The 15,269-nt window shown below is 59.1% G+C and carries 20 protein-coding genes; 6 read left to right on the top strand and 14 right to left on the bottom strand.

Features of this window, described 5'->3' with window-relative positions; genetic code table 11:
• Window positions 1–47 precede the first annotated feature (47 nt).
• A complete protein-coding gene (locus WDB88_RS04675) occupies window positions 48–392 on the top strand; it encodes a metalloregulator ArsR/SmtB family transcription factor (RefSeq protein ID WP_339109044.1) in 345 nt (114 codons plus the stop codon).
• Between the two features lie 64 nt (window positions 393–456).
• On the opposite strand, the gene WDB88_RS04670 is transcribed toward WDB88_RS04675, so the two are convergent.
• The 13 genes from WDB88_RS04670 to WDB88_RS04610 all read right to left on the bottom strand — a co-directional run bounded on the left by WDB88_RS04670 (window position 457) and on the right by WDB88_RS04610 (window position 9,266).
• Window positions 457–1,317: a DUF1989 domain-containing protein gene (locus tag WDB88_RS04670; protein WP_339109043.1), complete on the bottom strand. Its 861-nt coding sequence runs from the start codon at window positions 1,315–1,317 to the stop codon at window positions 457–459.
• A gap of 71 nt (window positions 1,318–1,388) precedes the next feature.
• Complete coding sequence (locus WDB88_RS04665; RefSeq protein WP_339109042.1) at window positions 1,389–1,562, bottom strand: hypothetical protein; 174 nt, start codon at window positions 1,560–1,562, stop codon at window positions 1,389–1,391.
• Window positions 1,563–1,743: 181 nt separating this feature from the next.
• On the bottom strand, window positions 1,744–2,523 hold the full coding sequence (locus tag WDB88_RS04660) for a succinate dehydrogenase iron-sulfur subunit (RefSeq protein ID WP_339109041.1): 780 nt from the start codon (window positions 2,521–2,523) through the stop codon (window positions 1,744–1,746).
• 110 nt (window positions 2,524–2,633) lie between these two features.
• Window positions 2,634–2,918 carry a hypothetical protein gene (locus tag WDB88_RS04655; protein ID WP_339109040.1) on the bottom strand — a complete coding sequence of 95 codons (285 nt, stop codon included), beginning with the start codon at window positions 2,916–2,918 and terminating at the stop codon, window positions 2,634–2,636.
• Complete coding sequence (gene sdhA, locus WDB88_RS04650) at window positions 2,918–4,729, bottom strand: succinate dehydrogenase flavoprotein subunit (RefSeq protein WP_339109039.1); 1,812 nt, start codon at window positions 4,727–4,729, stop codon at window positions 2,918–2,920. Before sdhA ends, WDB88_RS04655 begins: the two co-directional genes overlap by 1 nt.
• A gap of 29 nt (window positions 4,730–4,758) precedes the next feature.
• Window positions 4,759–5,130 (bottom strand): succinate dehydrogenase, hydrophobic membrane anchor protein, encoded by a 372-nt coding sequence (sdhD, locus tag WDB88_RS04645; RefSeq protein WP_339109038.1) that lies wholly within the window; start codon window positions 5,128–5,130, stop codon window positions 4,759–4,761.
• A gap of 11 nt (window positions 5,131–5,141) precedes the next feature.
• Window positions 5,142–5,531 carry a succinate dehydrogenase, cytochrome b556 subunit gene (gene sdhC / locus WDB88_RS04640; RefSeq protein WP_339109037.1) on the bottom strand — a complete coding sequence of 130 codons (390 nt, stop codon included), beginning with the start codon at window positions 5,529–5,531 and terminating at the stop codon, window positions 5,142–5,144.
• 360 nt (window positions 5,532–5,891) lie between these two features.
• A complete protein-coding gene (locus WDB88_RS04635) occupies window positions 5,892–6,140 on the bottom strand; it encodes a TM2 domain-containing protein (RefSeq protein ID WP_339109036.1) in 249 nt (82 codons plus the stop codon).
• A gap of 24 nt (window positions 6,141–6,164) precedes the next feature.
• On the bottom strand, window positions 6,165–6,452 hold the full coding sequence (locus WDB88_RS04630; protein ID WP_339109035.1) for an NINE protein: 288 nt from the start codon (window positions 6,450–6,452) through the stop codon (window positions 6,165–6,167).
• A gap of 116 nt (window positions 6,453–6,568) precedes the next feature.
• Window positions 6,569–7,603, bottom strand: a complete 1,035-nt coding sequence (locus tag WDB88_RS04625; protein ID WP_339109034.1) for a MaoC family dehydratase — start codon at window positions 7,601–7,603, stop codon at window positions 6,569–6,571.
• A gap of 29 nt (window positions 7,604–7,632) precedes the next feature.
• Window positions 7,633–7,836: a DUF1737 domain-containing protein gene (locus tag WDB88_RS04620; RefSeq protein WP_339109033.1), complete on the bottom strand. Its 204-nt coding sequence runs from the start codon at window positions 7,834–7,836 to the stop codon at window positions 7,633–7,635.
• Between the two features lie 11 nt (window positions 7,837–7,847).
• Entirely contained in the window at window positions 7,848–8,387 is a 540-nt protein-coding gene (locus tag WDB88_RS04615; protein WP_339109032.1) for an NnrU family protein, read from the bottom strand.
• Window positions 8,388–8,405: 18 nt separating this feature from the next.
• Complete coding sequence (locus WDB88_RS04610; protein WP_339109031.1) at window positions 8,406–9,266, bottom strand: CoA ester lyase; 861 nt, start codon at window positions 9,264–9,266, stop codon at window positions 8,406–8,408.
• 191 nt (window positions 9,267–9,457) lie between these two features.
• On the opposite strand from WDB88_RS04610, the gene WDB88_RS04605 reads away from it, so the two are divergent.
• Both WDB88_RS04605 and mdh read left to right on the top strand, forming a co-directional pair.
• Window positions 9,458–9,784, top strand: a complete 327-nt coding sequence (locus WDB88_RS04605) for a hypothetical protein (RefSeq protein WP_339109030.1) — start codon at window positions 9,458–9,460, stop codon at window positions 9,782–9,784.
• Window positions 9,785–9,997: 213 nt separating this feature from the next.
• Window positions 9,998–10,960, top strand: coding sequence for a malate dehydrogenase (gene mdh / locus WDB88_RS04600; protein ID WP_339109029.1), 963 nt, complete (start codon window positions 9,998–10,000; stop codon window positions 10,958–10,960).
• A gap of 76 nt (window positions 10,961–11,036) precedes the next feature.
• Here mdh and WDB88_RS04595 read toward each other — a convergent pair whose 3' ends face one another.
• Window positions 11,037–12,119 carry a glycosyltransferase family 2 protein gene (locus WDB88_RS04595; protein ID WP_339109028.1) on the bottom strand — a complete coding sequence of 361 codons (1,083 nt, stop codon included), beginning with the start codon at window positions 12,117–12,119 and terminating at the stop codon, window positions 11,037–11,039.
• Between the two features lie 229 nt (window positions 12,120–12,348).
• On the opposite strand from WDB88_RS04595, the gene sucC reads away from it, so the two are divergent.
• The 3 genes from sucC (at window position 12,349) to WDB88_RS04580 (ending at window position 15,252) form a co-directional block, all read left to right on the top strand.
• The gene (gene sucC / locus WDB88_RS04590) at window positions 12,349–13,542 is read left to right on the top strand and encodes an ADP-forming succinate--CoA ligase subunit beta (RefSeq protein ID WP_339109027.1); all 1,194 of its coding nucleotides are present in this window, start codon (window positions 12,349–12,351) and stop codon (window positions 13,540–13,542) included.
• Between the two features lie 4 nt (window positions 13,543–13,546).
• Window positions 13,547–14,431 (top strand): succinate--CoA ligase subunit alpha, encoded by an 885-nt coding sequence (gene sucD / locus WDB88_RS04585; protein WP_339109026.1) that lies wholly within the window; start codon window positions 13,547–13,549, stop codon window positions 14,429–14,431.
• A gap of 158 nt (window positions 14,432–14,589) precedes the next feature.
• Window positions 14,590–15,252, top strand: a complete 663-nt coding sequence (locus WDB88_RS04580) for a hypothetical protein (RefSeq protein WP_339109025.1) — start codon at window positions 14,590–14,592, stop codon at window positions 15,250–15,252.
• The last annotated feature ends 17 nt before the right edge of the window (window positions 15,253–15,269 follow it).

Raw genomic sequence — 15,269 nt, 5'->3', positions numbered from 1 at the left:
TCAACCCATCGGTTGACCATTGTTGAAAAAGCTCAATAAGGTAGCGCATGACCGCGCCCGCACCGACCCATCTCGACACGATCTTTGCCGCCCTCGCTGACCCGACACGGCGGGAGATCCTGCGCATGCTTCTGGAAGACGATATGGCGGTGACCGATGTCGCCAGCCCGTTCGACATCTCGCTGGCCGCGATCTCGAAACATCTCGCGATCCTCAGTCAGGCAGGGCTTATCAGTCAGGAGAAGCGCGGTCGGGTGAAATGGTGCAAGCTCGAACCCACCTCCATGAGCGAGGCGATCATCTGGATCCAGAGTTTCGGCCAGTTTCAGGCGATAGATCTTGATGCGTTCGAGCGGTTTGTGGAAAGCGAACTCCGGCTTCCAGAAGAGTAAGAGAAAAGACGACGGGGCCGGAATCTTCGTTCCAGCCCCCCCTGCCCTGTCTTGCCCGAAGGCGTTACAGCCCGTGCGTGCCGCAATACCGGTTGCGGGCCGGTGACACCCATCCCGAGGGCGGCGCTTCGGGGGTGAAGATTTCGACCTTGAGCGGATAGCAGGCGGCAGTGTCCGAGCTATGCTCGGCAGAGCAATCTCCACCGGGACAGGCCGACAGCGCGCCGACAAGGTCGATCTCGGCGAAGATATCCATGTAATCGCCCGGCCGGACAGGGCTCGCTTTCATGAAATACTGCCCCGTGTCGCGGGTAAAACCGGTGCACATGAAGATATTGAACACATCATGCACATGCCGCTCGGCCTCCGCCAGCGCCATGCCTGTCTCTTGCACCAATGCACGTGTCAGGTTGGAATGGCAGCAATGATGATACTGCGCCCCGTCACTGAGCAAAGCATGGGTATAGGGATCGCAACGAGTGCCGATCACATCATGGACCGAACCGCCATCGGCATCGATCCCGTACCAGTCAAGGCTGTCATCCACGATCGTGGCCATCGGGCGCAGCGTCGGAAAGGATGACCAGAACCGGTCGCCGGTCGAAAGATGGGTGCCATGCAGCGCGCGGGTCTTTCCCGAGTAGAAACGTTCGGAGAAATCTGCCGACCACAGGTTGAGATCCCCGACCTGCGGCCCCTCCACCGAAGAAATACGGAAGAACTGCCCCGCCTTTACATGGAAGCAGCGCCCGTCACGCGGGGGCACAATCACTTCGTCACTCTTCGTGGCCCCTGCCCGTGCCGCGCGATAGGCGGCAAGATCCGGTTTGGGCAGGGTCTCCACCGGATAGCAGATCACCGGCGCGATGGATTTGCGAGCCGCCGCATCTTGGGGCGCGGCATGCTCGGGGGTAGCTAACTTCATGAAGACCTCTCCTAAAACGACAAAACCCCGGCCAATCCAACCGGGGTTTTCATCTGCCCTAAGACCGGAGGTCAGGCGGTATAGTAGCCATACATCTCATCAAGAACAGCGATGTTTGCCGGCTTCTCCTCAATATCCTTCCGGGCCGATGCCTCCACCCGCGAACTGGGCACATAATAGGCAAGAGCGTCTTCATGCTTCAGAGCGGACTCGGCCGTTTCGGGGAATTTGACGATTTGATTCATGGAACTCTCCAGTGTTTCCGAGTTCCTCCCTGCACGCCTACATAAAGCTTTTATGACGTCTGGCTATGGGCACAACCGCAAGGCTTACATGCATTCGCTGCAATGCAATATGCAAAACGTGCCTTTAAAATGCCAACGCCCCCGACAAAGCGGGGGCGGGACAACAGCATGGAGATACGGATCAGACCGCGCGTTCGACCATCATCTGCTTGATCGCGGCAATGGATTTCGCCGGATTAAGACCTTTCGGGCAGGTCTTGGTGCAGTTCATAATGGTGTGGCAGCGATACAGCTTGAAGGGGTCTTCCAGCGCATCCAGACGCTCGCCGGTAGCCTCATCGCGCGAGTCGATGATCCAGCGGTAGGCGTGCAGCAGGGCTGCCGGACCCAAGTAGCGGTCCGAGTTCCACCAGTAGCTTGGGCAGGAGGTCGAGCAGGACGCGCACATAACGCATTCATACAGACCATCCAGCTTCTTGCGGTCTTCGATGGACTGCTTCCACTCTTTTTCCGGACGGTTGGTCTTGGTTTCCAGCCACGGCATGATCGACGCGTGCTGCGCATAGAAATGCGTCAGATCGGGGATCAGGTCTTTCACCACCGGCATGTGCGGCAGCGGGTAGATCTTGACCACATCGGTCTTGATCTCGTCGAGACCGAAGATGCAGGCCAGCGTGTTATGGCCGTCGATATTCATCGCGCAGGACCCGCAGATCCCTTCGCGGCACGAGCGGCGGAAGGTCAGCGTGGGGTCGATCTCGTTCTTGATCTTGATCAGCGCGTCCAGAACCATCGGGCCGCATTTCGCCAGATCGACGAAATAGGTGTCGACCCGCGGGTTCTCACCATCTTCCGGCTCCCAGCGATAGATCTGGAATTTGCGGACGTTTTTGCCTTCCGGCTTCGGCCAGGTCTTGCCGACCCGGATCTTCGAATTCTTGGGTAGGGAAAACTGAACCATGTTTCTACCTCCGATCATGTGTGGACGAGGGGCGCCGCTGCGTATCTGGCTTCGTCGCGAAGCCCCTCGGATAAATCTCGCAACCGTGCCCGGACCTCCCGGGCAGCGGATCACCTGTCATAAAGCGGTGTTTGTGGCAGTTGGCCGGAATACTGATACACGCAATTCTTATAAACCTCGCTCGGGTCGCGGAACGTGTCCGTAGAAATCCCGAGTTTGACATCATAAGCCGTTGCCGGTTTTCCGTCCCGCACGCCCAATCCCACAGAACCGGAGATCGGACGCGCCTCTTGCACACGCGTAAGGCAGATTTTCTCTGCCTGAGCGACCGGAACCTTCGCGCATCCCAGCAGCGCAAGCGCGCTGCCAAGAGCCAGCCCCAGCCGCCCCCGCATCAGTAGACCCGCTTCTTCGGCTTGATCTTGGCCAGATCGATGCCGCCATCCTCGAATTTGGTCAGCGGGTCGATATGGACAGGGCGATAGGTCAGGTCGACATTCGCCCCTTCCACACGCATGATCGAGTGCTTGCGCCAGTTGACGTCGTCGCGATCCGGATAATCCTCATGGGCATGGGCACCGCGCGATTCCTTGCGGGCCTCTGCACCAACGATGGTCGCCATCGCGTTCGGCATCAGGTTGGTCAGCTCGAGGCTTTCCATCAGATCCGAGTTCCACACCAGCGAACGGTCGGTCACGGACAGATCGTCGATCTTGGAGGCCACGGCCTTCATCTTCTCGACGCCCTCTGCCAGCGTCTTGTCGGTACGGAACACGGCCGCATCGGCTTGCATCGTGCGCTGCATTTCCAGACGCAGATCTGCCGTGGGCGTACCGCCTTTGGCATAGCGGATCGCGTCGAACCGCGCGAAGGCCGCATCGACCGCCTTGTAGTTCATCGCGGGGTTGGGCGCGTTCGGGTCGAGGATCTCGCCCGCTTTCAGCGCCGCCGCACGACCGAACACCACAAGGTCGATCAGCGAGTTCGAGCCCAGACGGTTGGCACCATGCACCGAGGCACAGCCCGCCTCGCCCACAGCCATCAGGCCGGGAACGATGGCATCGGGGTTGTCTGCGGTCGGGTTGATGACCTCGCCCCAATAGTTGGTCGGGATACCGCCCATATTGTAGTGCACCGTCGGCAGAACCGGAATCGGCTCTTTGGTCACATCGACGCCCGCAAAGATCTTCGCGGATTCCGAGATGCCCGGCAGACGCTCGTGCAGTGCTTCCGGCGGAAGGTGCGAGAGGTTCAGGAAGATGTGGTCTTTATGCTCGCCCACACCGCGACCTTCGCGGATTTCCATCGTCATGCAGCGCGAGACCACGTCACGGGACGCAAGGTCCTTATAGGTCGGTGCATAACGCTCCATGAAGCGCTCGCCTTCGGAGTTGGTCAGGTAACCACCCTCGCCGCGTGCGCCTTCGGTGATCAGACAGCCCGAGCCATAGATGCCGGTCGGGTGGAACTGAACGAATTCCATATCCTGCAGCGCCAGACCCGCACGGGCCACCATGCCGCCACCGTCGCCGGTGCAGGTATGGGCCGAAGTGGCCGAGAAATAGGCGCGGCCATAGCCACCGGTCGCCAGAACGACGGTTTTCGCCGAGAACAGGTGGAAGGTGCCGTCATCCAGTTTCCAGCACAGCACGCCCACACAGGACTTGCCGTCTTCCGACATGATCAGGTCGATAGCGAAATATTCGATGTAGAACTCGGCGTTGTTCTTCAGCGACTGGCCATAGAGCGTGTGTAGGATCGCGTGACCGGTGCGGTCAGCGGCGGCACAGGTCCGTTGCACGGGCGGGCCTTCACCGAATTCGGTGGTGTGGCCGCCGAAGGGACGCTGGTAGATCTTGCCCTCTTCGGTGCGCGAGAACGGCACGCCGTAATGTTCAAGCTCGTAGACGGCCTTGGGGGCCTCACGCGCGAGATATTCCATCGCGTCGGTATCACCCAGCCAGTCGGACCCCTTCACGGTGTCGTAAAGGTGCCACTGCCAGTTATCGGGGCCCATATTGGCCAGCGAGGCGGCGATACCGCCCTGTGCTGCCACCGTATGCGAACGGGTCGGGAAAACCTTGGTGACACAAGCGGTGCGCAGACCCTGTTCCGCCATGCCCAGCGTCGCGCGCAGACCGGCGCCACCGGCACCGACCACCACGACGTCATATTTATGCGTCTCGTATTCGTAAGCTGAAGCCATATCAGATCTTCCTAATCGGAGTCTTGCGCTTAGAGCGCAATTTTGACGAGAGAGAACAGACCGGCCACGATCAGGATATTCGCCAGAGCCGAGGTCGCTACAATCGCCATTTTTTCGCAAGTGCCGTGCATGTAGTCCTCGATTGCCTCATGGACCTCATGTTTGACGTGGTTGATGATCACGGTCATCGTCAGACCGACGACGATCGCTGCAACCGGATTTTTGAAGAAGGCAATGACTTCTTCGTAGCTGCCGCCATAGACGGCGCCAAAGGTAAAGATGAACACCGGAACCGCGATGACCATCAGGATCGAGCTGACGATCATCTTCCAGTGATGCTGCGTGCCGCCGCCCGAAGCCCCGAGACCTACGGCGCGCTTACGATCGGTAAGATATCTCATAGCCACCCTCCTCAGAGCACGATGATAGTGAAGAGCATCAGGACAGTGGCCCCAATGAACATGCCGCGGCCCATGGTCTCGGAGCTTTTGATGTCGAGCGCATAGCCGAAATCCCAGATCACGTGACGCAGGCGGCCAAGCATATGGTACCAAAGCGCCCAGACGGCGCAGATCATCAGCAGGTCACCGATAAAGCTGCGCAGCAGGCCGTCCATAACGGCGAAGGCACCCGCCGAGGTGGCAGCCGTCAACAGCCAGAGCACGATCAGCACCGCAAAGCCGAAGGTGGCGATGCCGGTGATGCGGACGGTGATGGATGAGATCGAGGTCATCTGCGGGCGGTAATACTGCCCGATCATGAAGGGGGAAAGGGGTCTCTCAACCCGTTTCGTTTCTGCCATAGTGGGTCCCTCTGTCGCTTGGCCCCGAAATTCGCGCGGCAAAAGACGATCGGCTATTGCTACGGGCGCCGCGGGGCTGGCCGGAATAATGTCTGGCACATGCATAGGACGATCTGTCGCAGGTGTCACGCGCCACGACTAGAAAATTTGTGCTGTTTCACTCAAAAGAGATACGAAAATTTCATTTGTGATCACATGAATTCGCAGCGTGATCACATTTTCAGCGCTAACAATTCATGAGTGTTTTTGTCAGTTTATAAAAACACATTCAGAGAGTCGCGGCTGTATTCGGGGCGATTATTCCACGGAAAATGCCCGCGAAGAGGCATCGCGGGCATCGAAATACGGACGAGGCGGCGCTTAGCGGCGCAGCGGCAGGCCGTTCTTGTCTTTCATCGAACCGACCACAAGGCGGACGAAATCGATCAGCGACCAGATGCCCAGACCACCAAGGGTCAGCAGCATCAGAATGCCGGTGCCAATCTTGCCAAGATAGAAACGGTGCACGCCCAGCGAACCAAGGAAGAAGCACAGAAGAACAGCAGGCACAAAGCCCTTGGTCGATTCCGCCGTAGCGGTGGTTTGCGGCTCGATCGGGGTCGCGGTCATGGAAATCTCCAATATGAGGGAAGGTCAAACAGGTGTTGATGCAAGGCAGACCAGCCGCCCCTGTCCATCCCGCTCCTGTTCCGTGATCAGCTTGTAGAACACGATGATCGTATGCAGCACATCCGCCAGCAAAAACAGAAGGGCCAACGGATTGTCATGCAGGAACAATGCGATGGTGACGACAAACAGGGCGAAGTCGACCAACCCGTGCAAGATATTTCCCAAATAGAAGTGATGGACACCCATCACACCGAAGATGCCGCATAGGCAAACCGCAGTTCCGTAGGATTTAGGAGATCGCGTGGCACTCATTACAGGTCTCAAAACGGGTCGCAACAATGTGAGCCGTTTGCGTTACCTTGGCCGCGCGATCAACCCCTAAAAACACTTTCCTATTTCCGAATGCATTGAAATTCAATGCATTACGATCACATCGGGCACAACGCCCAGTAGTCCAGATCCAACAGGACATCGGGCAGATATTTGCCATCCTCGCCGCGCAGGGCAAAGGGGGAGGCTGTCGCCTTTACTGCCACCAGACGCAACCGCAACGCCCCCACTCCGGGTGCGGAAGTTTCAGCCTTATCAATCACTTCCGACCATGCTTTGACAGTATCCCCCGAGAAGCACGGATTGGCATGCGCGCCGCCATTGAGCGCCACGATCATCTGCGCATTGGCCAGCCCGTTAAAAGACAAGGCCCGCGCCATAGAGATGATATGGCCGCCATAGATCAACCTCTGGCCGTCAGGGCGGAAGGTCGCATCGAAATGCACTTTGGCGGTATTTTGCCAAAGGCGGGTCGCCAGCATATGTTCGGCCTCCTCAATCGTGACGCCATCCACATGGTCGATCTTCTCGCCGATCTCGTAATCGCCCCAGCGATGCGGCTCGCCCGCAAGGTCGAAATCATAGCCCGTGAAGTCCAGCCCCTCGGGCAGCACCAGATCTGCCGGATCCACCACCGTCTTCAGATCGGGCAGCACGGTCTCGGGCGCGGGCGCATCGGGATTGCCTTTGCGCACCATCACCCAGCGCACATAGTCCATAACCGTCTCGTCACGCTGGTTCAGACCGCGGGTGCGGACATAGACCACACCGGATTTGCCGTTGGAATTCTGCTTGAGCCCGATCACCTCGGATTCAGCGCGCAGCGTATCACCCGGATAGACCGGAAGATGCCAGCGCCCCTCGGCATAGCCCAGATTGGCCACGGCATTCAGCGACACATCCGGCACCGTCTTGCCAAAGACCACATGGAACGTCGCCAGATCATCGATGGGCGAGGCAGGCAGGCCACAGGACCGCGCGAACGCATCGGAGGAATACAGCGCCCCACGCGCCGGATAAAGCGCATGATACAGCGCCCTCTCCCCTCCCGATACGGTGCGGGGCACGGCATGTTTCAGCACCTGCCCCACTGTGTAATCCTCGAAGAACCGGCCCGAATTCGTCTTGGCCATGCCCGCACTCCTCCCGTTTCAGGGGCGCGTTACAGCTGCCCCAGTTTCAGATCGGGCGAATAGTCGCCCTCGACAATTTTCGTCACCGCCTGCCCGCAGCGCATCACGCCCTTAGCCGCATCAAACGCATATTGCGGATCGCCCTGCAGCACCCATCCCTTGGACAGCGCCTCGGTGACCTTGTGGCAGAATTCGCTCGTGTCATCTGCCGTGAGAAAACGATAAGCCTTCATGTCCCGCTCCTTTAGCCGAAAACCGGATAGCCAAAGGCATAGTGCACAAGCGCGATTGCGCCATATACAATAACAGTGCCAAGGATCGCGAAGACCTCCATCTTGGCACCTTTGCCTTTGGGCCGGACCCACGCCGTGCGGCTGATCAGCACCATCTCGACAAGCGCCCAGATGCCGATGCCACCAAAGAGCACGAAGCTGGGCGTGTCGCCATTGACCAGCAGGTGGGCCACAGCCCACAGGACCACGCCCAGCAGCATCGGATGGCGGTAGACCTGCGCGATCTTGGTCTTCATCCCCGCCGCCGCAAAGAGATAGACGGCAACCAGCATCAACAGGTTGTTGATCCCCGTCACGGCAGGACTGCGTCCCCAGAAAAACGCCCCGTCGGCGCTGCGATAGCCGATGACCATCAGCACAAGCGACAGGACCAGTAGCCCCGAAACCATCGCCCGCCCCTGCGGACCCATCTTCGCGCGCGCTTCGGGCGCCAGCCGTTTGAACAAATGCGCCAGTGCCCAGATAACGACACCGAGGATAAGAAGGATCATTGGCTTACTCCGCTTGGCTTAAATCCGTGCGGAGATCGCCTCTGCTTTTGCAAGGATCTGCCGCGCTGTCACGATATGCAGATTTTCAACGATCTTACCATCGACAACCGCAACGCCCTGCCCGTTGGCCTGCGCCTCGTCAAAGGCCGCAATCTGGCGTCGGGCGAGATCGATCTCGGCCTCGGAGGGCGCGAAGGCGGCATTGGCAACCGCAAGCTGCGCGGGGTGGATCAGGGTCTTGCCGTCAAAGCCCATATCACGGCCCTGATCACATTCAGCCCGCAGCCCCTCTTCGTCCTTGAAGGCATTATACACCCCGTCGACGATAATCTTGCCATAGGCCTTGGCGGCCAGCAGGCACAGGCCAAGCCCCGGCAGCATCGGCAGACGGTCGGCACGGAAACGCGAACCAAGCTCTTTGGCCAGATCATTGGTGCCCATGACCATGCCCTGCAAGCGCGGATGGGCGGCAATGGCCTGCGCGTTCAGCATCCCAAGCGAGGTTTCCATCATCGCCCAAAGCGGCACTTCCGCCACCAGATCGGCAACTGCGTCCAGATCGGCAGGTGTATTCACTTTGGGGATCAGGATCGCATCGATCTTCGCGCCCTCGCGCAGGGCCCGCGCCATGCTCAGCACGTCTTCACGGCCCCAATCAGTGTCCAGCCCGTTCACCCGGACGATCCGCGCACGATTGCCATAATCGGCTGTTTTCAAAGCCGAAACCAGAATATCCCGCGCATTGACCTTTTCATCAATCGCCACGGCATCCTCGAGATCGAAGATGATCGCGTCACATTCAAGACCCGTCGCTTTTTCAAGCGCCCGCTCTTTCGACCCCGGAATATAAAGCACCGAGCGATAAGGCTGTGCCGACATGATTCTCCTCCCATCCTTCGATGTGGAATAAAAGATCACAAAAAGAAAACAAATTGCAACATAATTTCTGCCGCGACGCAGAATATTCCTTTTATGCGCGGCAGCCCGGTTTCTTTCTGCGCCGTTAACCTTCTTTTCGCGAGTTGGGCGCAGTTTAGTGCGCAGGACATATCACAACCAATGGGCGATTCATGCAAAAGAAGCTTTTTGCCCTCTCTCTGGGCTTCCTCGCGCTTATCCTTGCCGCACAAAACCTGCGGGCCGAGACAAATGCCTGTGGCAAACGGGCCGATATTGTTGTCGAACTTGCCAACCGCTATCAGGAAACACGCCGCAGTACCGGCATTGCCGCCAATAATACATTGATGGAACTCTTCGCGGCAGAGAGCGGATCATGGACGCTGCTTGCGACCACCCCCAATGGAACAAGTTGCCTGATCGCTTCGGGGCTGAACTATAAGTCCGCGCCCCAAAAGGTTGAAACCTCCGACACATACAGACCCAAAAAAGAGATCTAGTGGCCCAGAAAAACGGGTTTTTTGCGCCAAGGGCTACGGCGGCTGTCACGGATAAGTGATTGTAGTCACTCAGGTTCCCTGCTGGCGAGGCCGTACACCACGGCATACATAACACGCTTAAGCTGCAGGAAACCGTGCGCTGCTCTTGCCTAAAGCTTAAAAACCCCCTACCCATCACCCGTCACTTATATCCATCCCACGACGGAGGAATTCATGGCCCGACCCAAGATTGCGCTTATCGGCGCAGGTCAGATCGGTGGTACTCTCGCCCATCTTGCAGCCCTCAAAGAACTTGGCGACGTCGTCCTGTTCGACATTTCCGAAGGCACCCCGCAGGGGAAAGCCTTGGACATCGCCGAATCCGGCCCGTCCGAAGGCTTTGACGCCACGCTGAAAGGCACCACGGACTATGCCGATATCGCAGGTGCAGATGTCTGCATCGTGACGGCCGGCGTGCCGCGCAAACCCGGCATGAGCCGCGATGACCTTCTGGGCATCAACCTCAAAGTCATGAAATCGGTCGGCGAAGGCATCAAGCAATATGCCCCGAACGCATTCGTGATCTGCATCACCAACCCGCTCGACGCGATGGTCTGGGCGCTTCAGAAATTCTCCGGCCTGCCCGCCGAGAAAGTCTGCGGCATGGCAGGCGTGCTGGATTCGGCCCGCTTCCGCCACTTCCTCGCGACCGAGTTCAACGTCTCCATGAAAGACGTCACCGCTTTCGTTCTGGGCGGCCACGGCGACACCATGGTTCCGCTGGCACGTTACTCGACCGTTGCAGGCATCCCGCTGCCCGACCTCGTCGAGATGGGCTGGACCACGCAAGAGAAGCTTGACGCGATCATCCAGCGCACCCGTGACGGTGGCGCCGAGATCGTTGGCCTGCTGAAAACCGGTTCGGCCTTCTATGCTCCGGCGACTTCGGCGATCGAGATGGCGGAAGCCTATCTCAAGGACCAGAAGCGCGTTCTGCCCTGTGCCGCCTATGTCAAAGGCGCGCTTGGCCTTGACGGCATGTATGTCGGCGTGCCGACCGTGATCGGTGCTGGCGGCATCGAGCGTGTTGTCGACATCAAGATGAACAAAGACGAGCAAGCCATGTTCGACAAATCGGTCGACGCGGTGAACGGTCTGGTCGAAGCCTGCAAAGGTATCGACAGCTCGCTGGCCTGAGCCATAGCGATGTTTCACGTGAAAGGCGCGGCTTCGGCTGCGCCTTTTGCATTCTGCCTTCGCCCCGACCTTTGCGCTAACCGGTAAAGGCTTCGGCCAGAAAAGCCTGCGCATCAAAGCCCAGCCTCTCTTTTGCCTTGGCCACCAATGCCTCTTCATGCTCCAGCAGCAAACGGTCAAAGCCCGCAGGCGAGAAATCAAGCTCGGGAAACAGGGCCTGCGCATGCGACAGGACGGGGCAGGCAATGCGCTCGGCCAGATCGCGCTGCGCCAGAGCCACCTCTTCCGCCTCAGTCACCCCTTGCACCGCAAACCAGTGATCCCACAATGCCTGCGGATCCCGCGCCAGACGCGCCGCCTCCTCGAATTGCGCCACCCTCGGCGCCGCATAGGGCACCGGCGCGCCAGAAACCTGCGTCAGCGCGCGGCGCATCATTTTAAGGATATAATGCAAAGGGGTAAGCCCGTCGAAATGCATCAGGCGCGCGTTATAGGAGGGCCGGTAAGGCAGGGTGACCGTCCCGCCCGGTGCGTCCCAATGCTCGGTCGGATGGTGCACCCCCAGCACATAGCCCTGCCCCGTGCGCATACAGGCCTTACCCGCGATATGCCCCGAGACGCCACGGTTGAGAAACCGCGCGCGCGGACCGTAGAACGCCGCCCCCTCTTCGGCAAACGCATCCCAGCGCTTGCGGAAGACCCCCTGAAAGATATCGTCCCCTGTGACGCCCGGAACAAAGGTCCGCTCCAGCACTTCCAGCCGTAGCCACGCCTTCTCGCGGGTCTTTTCCAGTTCCCATGACAAGGGGCGTTCAAGATGGACGAATTCATCGGCATCACAATGGATTATCCAGTCCATCGCGGTTTCATTCGCGATCCGTGTCGCATGATATTTCTGCCGTGCCTGATGGCGGTTCGGGCGCCGCGCCTTCCAGTGCAGCGCCCAGCCGTCCTCGCCTGAACGATGGACGAAACACCCCGAGACGCCGCGCAAAAGCGCCTCGGTCGGCGGGTCGGGACGATCGAAGACCACATGCACCTCCCCTGCCCCGATGGCCACGTGATGGGCGACCCAAGCCGCCATCAGGGGGGCGGGCTCGTCCATCAAGCCGACCACAGCCCATTGCGGATGATCCGGCGCGCGGTTCGACATTGTCATTGGCACATCACTTTCCCCTGTCACGATCAGGCTTCGAAGATTCGACCCATTTTGCCCAAGCGAAAGTTGAATCGCTAACAGAATCTTGCTTGTGATCACACCCGATAAGGCTGTGATCACAAAAGACGGATTTCCGCTCACATCTGAGCGCGCAGGGCAATTTGAGCTTGTCAGCCTGCGACAATCTGTACCAGTCTGCCGCAAATCGCACCAGCATGGGACGGAGATCATGAACATTCATGAATATCAGGCGAAGCAGCTCCTCAAGAGCTACGGCTGCCCGGTTTCGGAGGGTCGCGCGGTTCTGAAGGCAGAGGAGGCCAAGACCGCAGCAAGCGAACTCGACGGACCGCTTTGGGTTGTGAAGGCACAAATCCACGCCGGTGGCCGTGGTAAAGGCCATTTCAAAGAGCCGGAAGCCGGCGAAAAGGGCGGCGTGCGCCTGGCCAAATCGGTGGAAGAAGCCGAAGCGATGGCCAAGCAGATGCTGGGCAAGACGCTGGTGACACACCAGACCGGCCCCGCAGGCAAGCAGGTCAACCGCATCTATATCGAAGACGGTTCGGACATTGACCGCGAACTGTATCTGGCGCTTCTGGTAGACCGCCAGTCGAGCCGCGTGTCGATCGTATGCTCGACCGAAGGCGGTATGGATATCGAGGAAGTCGCCGCAGCGACCCCCGAAAAAATCCTGTCGTTCTCGATCGATCCGGCGGCGGGCTACCAAGCCTATCACGGGCGCCGTGTGGCCTTCGCGCTGGGTCTCGAAGGGGGTCAGGTCAAACAGATGGTCGGCCTTCTGGCCAAGCTCTACCAAGCCTTCATCGAGAAGGACATGGAGCAGCTCGAGATCAACCCGCTGATCGTCATGCCCGATGGCAACCTCAAGGTGCTGGACGCCAAAGTCGGCTTTGACGGCAACGCGCTTTACCGTCACCACGACATCCAGGCCCTGCGCGACGAGACCGAGGAAGATTCCAAGGAACTCGAAGCGTCGAAATACGACCTGAACTACATCGCGCTCGACGGCGAAATCGGCTGCATGGTGAACGGCGCGGGTCTGGCGATGGCCACGATGGACATCATCAAGCTCTATGGCGCAGAGCCTGCGAACTTCCTTGATGTGGGCGGCGGCGCGACCAAGGAAAAGGTCACCGAGGCCTTCAAGATCATCACCTCCGACAAGAACGTCAAAGGCATTCTGGTCAACATCTTCGGCGGCATCATGCGCTGCGACATCATCGCGGAAGGCGTTCTGGCCGCCGTGAAAGAAGTCGGCCTGCAGGTTCCGCTGGTTGTCCGCCTTGAAGGCACCAATGTCGAAAAAGGCAAGGAAATCATTGCGACTTCCGGCCTGAACGTGATTGCCGCAGACAACCTGTCGGACGGCGCAGAGAAAATCGTGAAAGCGGTGAAAGGCTAAGATCATGGCAGTTCTCGTCAACGAAAACACCAAAGTCATCTGTCAGGGCTTCACCGGCTCGCAGGGGACCTTCCACTCGGAACAGGCCATCGCTTACGGCACCAAGATGGTTGGCGGCGTGACCCCCGGCAAAGGCGGCCAGAAACATCTGGACCTGCCGGTGTTCAACTCGGTCCATGAAGCCAAGCATGTCACCGAAGCGAATGCGACCGTGATCTATGTTCCCCCGCCCTTCGCGGCCGACTCGATCCTTGAAGCGATCGACGCGGAAATGGAACTGATTGTTTGCATCACCGAGGGCATTCCGGTGCTCGACATGATGAAAGTCAAGCGCGCGCTGATCGACAGCAAATCGCGCCTGATCGGGCCGAACTGCCCGGGCGTCATCACCCCCGACGCTTGCAAAATCGGCATCATGCCCGGCCATATCCACAAGCGTGGCTCGGTCGGCGTTGTGTCGCGTTCGGGCACCCTGACCTACGAGGCCGTCAAACAGACGACCGATATGGGTCTGGGCCAGTCCTCGGCTGTGGGCATCGGCGGCGACCCGATCAAAGGCACCGAGCATATCGATGTGCTCGACATGTTCCTTGACGATCCGGAAACCCAGTCGATCATCATGATCGGGGAAATCGGTGGTTCGGCGGAAGAAGAAGCCGCAGAATTCCTCGCCGAGCAGAAGAAAAAAGGCCGTTGGAAACCGGTTGCGGGCTTCATCGCAGGGCGCACGGCCCCTCCGGGCCGCCGCATGGGCCACGCAGGCGCAATCGTCGCTGGCGGCAAAGGCGATGCGGAATCGAAGATCGAAGCCATGAAATCGGCAGGGATCGTCGTGGCAGACAGCCCCGCAACGCTGGGCGAAGCCGTGATGAAAGCCATCAAAGGCTAAGGACTTGACTACCGGTGCCCGCGCAGGTGATTTGCGCGGGCCCTCGGCGCCGATTGGGTGCCGCTCGGCAGAGCTGAGCAGAGATGGCTTCTCTGTTTTGCCCTTCCGAGGTCGCTTTCGAAAACGTCAGCCCGATAAAAGGTCGGGTAGAGGACGGAATGATGAAAAGACGGATTGCAGACTTGCTTAAAAACACCCGGACCGCGCCTGGTCAGGGTGGCCTTTCTGCTTTGGGCCACGCGATCATTCCGCATGCTTCGGTATCAGGGAGTTTTTCTCTTAACTCTATGCAGTTTTCCGCGCGCGGAGCGACAGCTCTTGATAATGCGGAAACTTTCTCTCCGACTTACTCTGCAAATGGCGTCCGCATGGCACGCGCAAACATGCCGCGAAGAAGGGCTTTCAACATGAACACCACGAAGACAACCAGTTTCTTCCGTCTGGGCAAAGCCGCTTTGCTGGGGGCTTGCGCGGTCGGGCTGACGGCCTGTGGTCCGGGTAACTATTGGGGGAGCGGAAAAATTCACGAGCAGGCCGACACCGCCGGTTCGGAAATTCAAGATCAGATGGTGAAAGCCGCCCCCGGCCCAATCACCACAGGGCCTATTGTCGGTCGCAGCAAGGTTCCGGCGGGCACCACCCCGACCGGTGACACAGGCTATGCGGTGGCCAACAGCGCCCGCACCAACGGGACAATCGTCAACGGACAGGCAGCTCGGTGCACGAGCGCCAATGACTGGTCCAAATACTCTGACGGCTGTGCACATGCCGCGGGCTTGTCTGCGGCGAGCCAGCCCTACATCTCGCCTTACAGCAAGTAAGGCCCAACTTCGTATCA

This window comes from Thioclava sp. GXIMD4216 (assembly GCF_037949285.1).
In the GTDB taxonomy this organism is placed as follows: domain Bacteria; phylum Pseudomonadota; class Alphaproteobacteria; order Rhodobacterales; family Rhodobacteraceae; genus Thioclava; species Thioclava litoralis.
This window is presented reverse-complemented; position numbering and strand designations above follow the sequence as displayed.

Coding starts and splice junctions, on each gene's coding strand:
- WDB88_RS04635 (WP_339109036.1), bottom strand. CDS start 6,140: ATGACCGCGACCCCGATCGAGCCGCAAACCACCGCTACGGCGGAATCG.
- sdhA (WP_339109039.1), bottom strand. CDS start 4,729: ATGGCTTCAGCTTACGAATACGAGACGCATAAATATGACGTCGTGGTG.
- WDB88_RS04670 (WP_339109043.1), bottom strand. CDS start 1,317: ATGAAGTTAGCTACCCCCGAGCATGCCGCGCCCCAAGATGCGGCGGCT.
- WDB88_RS04615 (WP_339109032.1), bottom strand. CDS start 8,387: ATGATCCTTCTTATCCTCGGTGTCGTTATCTGGGCACTGGCGCATTTG.
- WDB88_RS04580 (WP_339109025.1), top strand. CDS start 14,590: ATGATGAAAAGACGGATTGCAGACTTGCTTAAAAACACCCGGACCGCG.
- WDB88_RS04660 (WP_339109041.1), bottom strand. CDS start 2,523: ATGGTTCAGTTTTCCCTACCCAAGAATTCGAAGATCCGGGTCGGCAAG.
- WDB88_RS04625 (WP_339109034.1), bottom strand. CDS start 7,603: ATGGCCAAGACGAATTCGGGCCGGTTCTTCGAGGATTACACAGTGGGG.
- mdh (WP_339109029.1), top strand. CDS start 9,998: ATGGCCCGACCCAAGATTGCGCTTATCGGCGCAGGTCAGATCGGTGGT.
- WDB88_RS04675 (WP_339109044.1), top strand. CDS start 48: ATGACCGCGCCCGCACCGACCCATCTCGACACGATCTTTGCCGCCCTC.
- WDB88_RS04665 (WP_339109042.1), bottom strand. CDS start 1,562: ATGAATCAAATCGTCAAATTCCCCGAAACGGCCGAGTCCGCTCTGAAG.
- WDB88_RS04655 (WP_339109040.1), bottom strand. CDS start 2,918: ATGCGGGGGCGGCTGGGGCTGGCTCTTGGCAGCGCGCTTGCGCTGCTG.
- sdhC (WP_339109037.1), bottom strand. CDS start 5,531: ATGGCAGAAACGAAACGGGTTGAGAGACCCCTTTCCCCCTTCATGATC.
- sucD (WP_339109026.1), top strand. CDS start 13,547: ATGGCAGTTCTCGTCAACGAAAACACCAAAGTCATCTGTCAGGGCTTC.
- WDB88_RS04610 (WP_339109031.1), bottom strand. CDS start 9,266: ATGTCGGCACAGCCTTATCGCTCGGTGCTTTATATTCCGGGGTCGAAA.
- WDB88_RS04620 (WP_339109033.1), bottom strand. CDS start 7,836: ATGAAGGCTTATCGTTTTCTCACGGCAGATGACACGAGCGAATTCTGC.
- sucC (WP_339109027.1), top strand. CDS start 12,349: ATGAACATTCATGAATATCAGGCGAAGCAGCTCCTCAAGAGCTACGGC.
- WDB88_RS04630 (WP_339109035.1), bottom strand. CDS start 6,452: ATGAGTGCCACGCGATCTCCTAAATCCTACGGAACTGCGGTTTGCCTA.
- sdhD (WP_339109038.1), bottom strand. CDS start 5,130: ATGAGATATCTTACCGATCGTAAGCGCGCCGTAGGTCTCGGGGCTTCG.
- WDB88_RS04595 (WP_339109028.1), bottom strand. CDS start 12,119: ATGACAATGTCGAACCGCGCGCCGGATCATCCGCAATGGGCTGTGGTC.
- WDB88_RS04605 (WP_339109030.1), top strand. CDS start 9,458: ATGCAAAAGAAGCTTTTTGCCCTCTCTCTGGGCTTCCTCGCGCTTATC.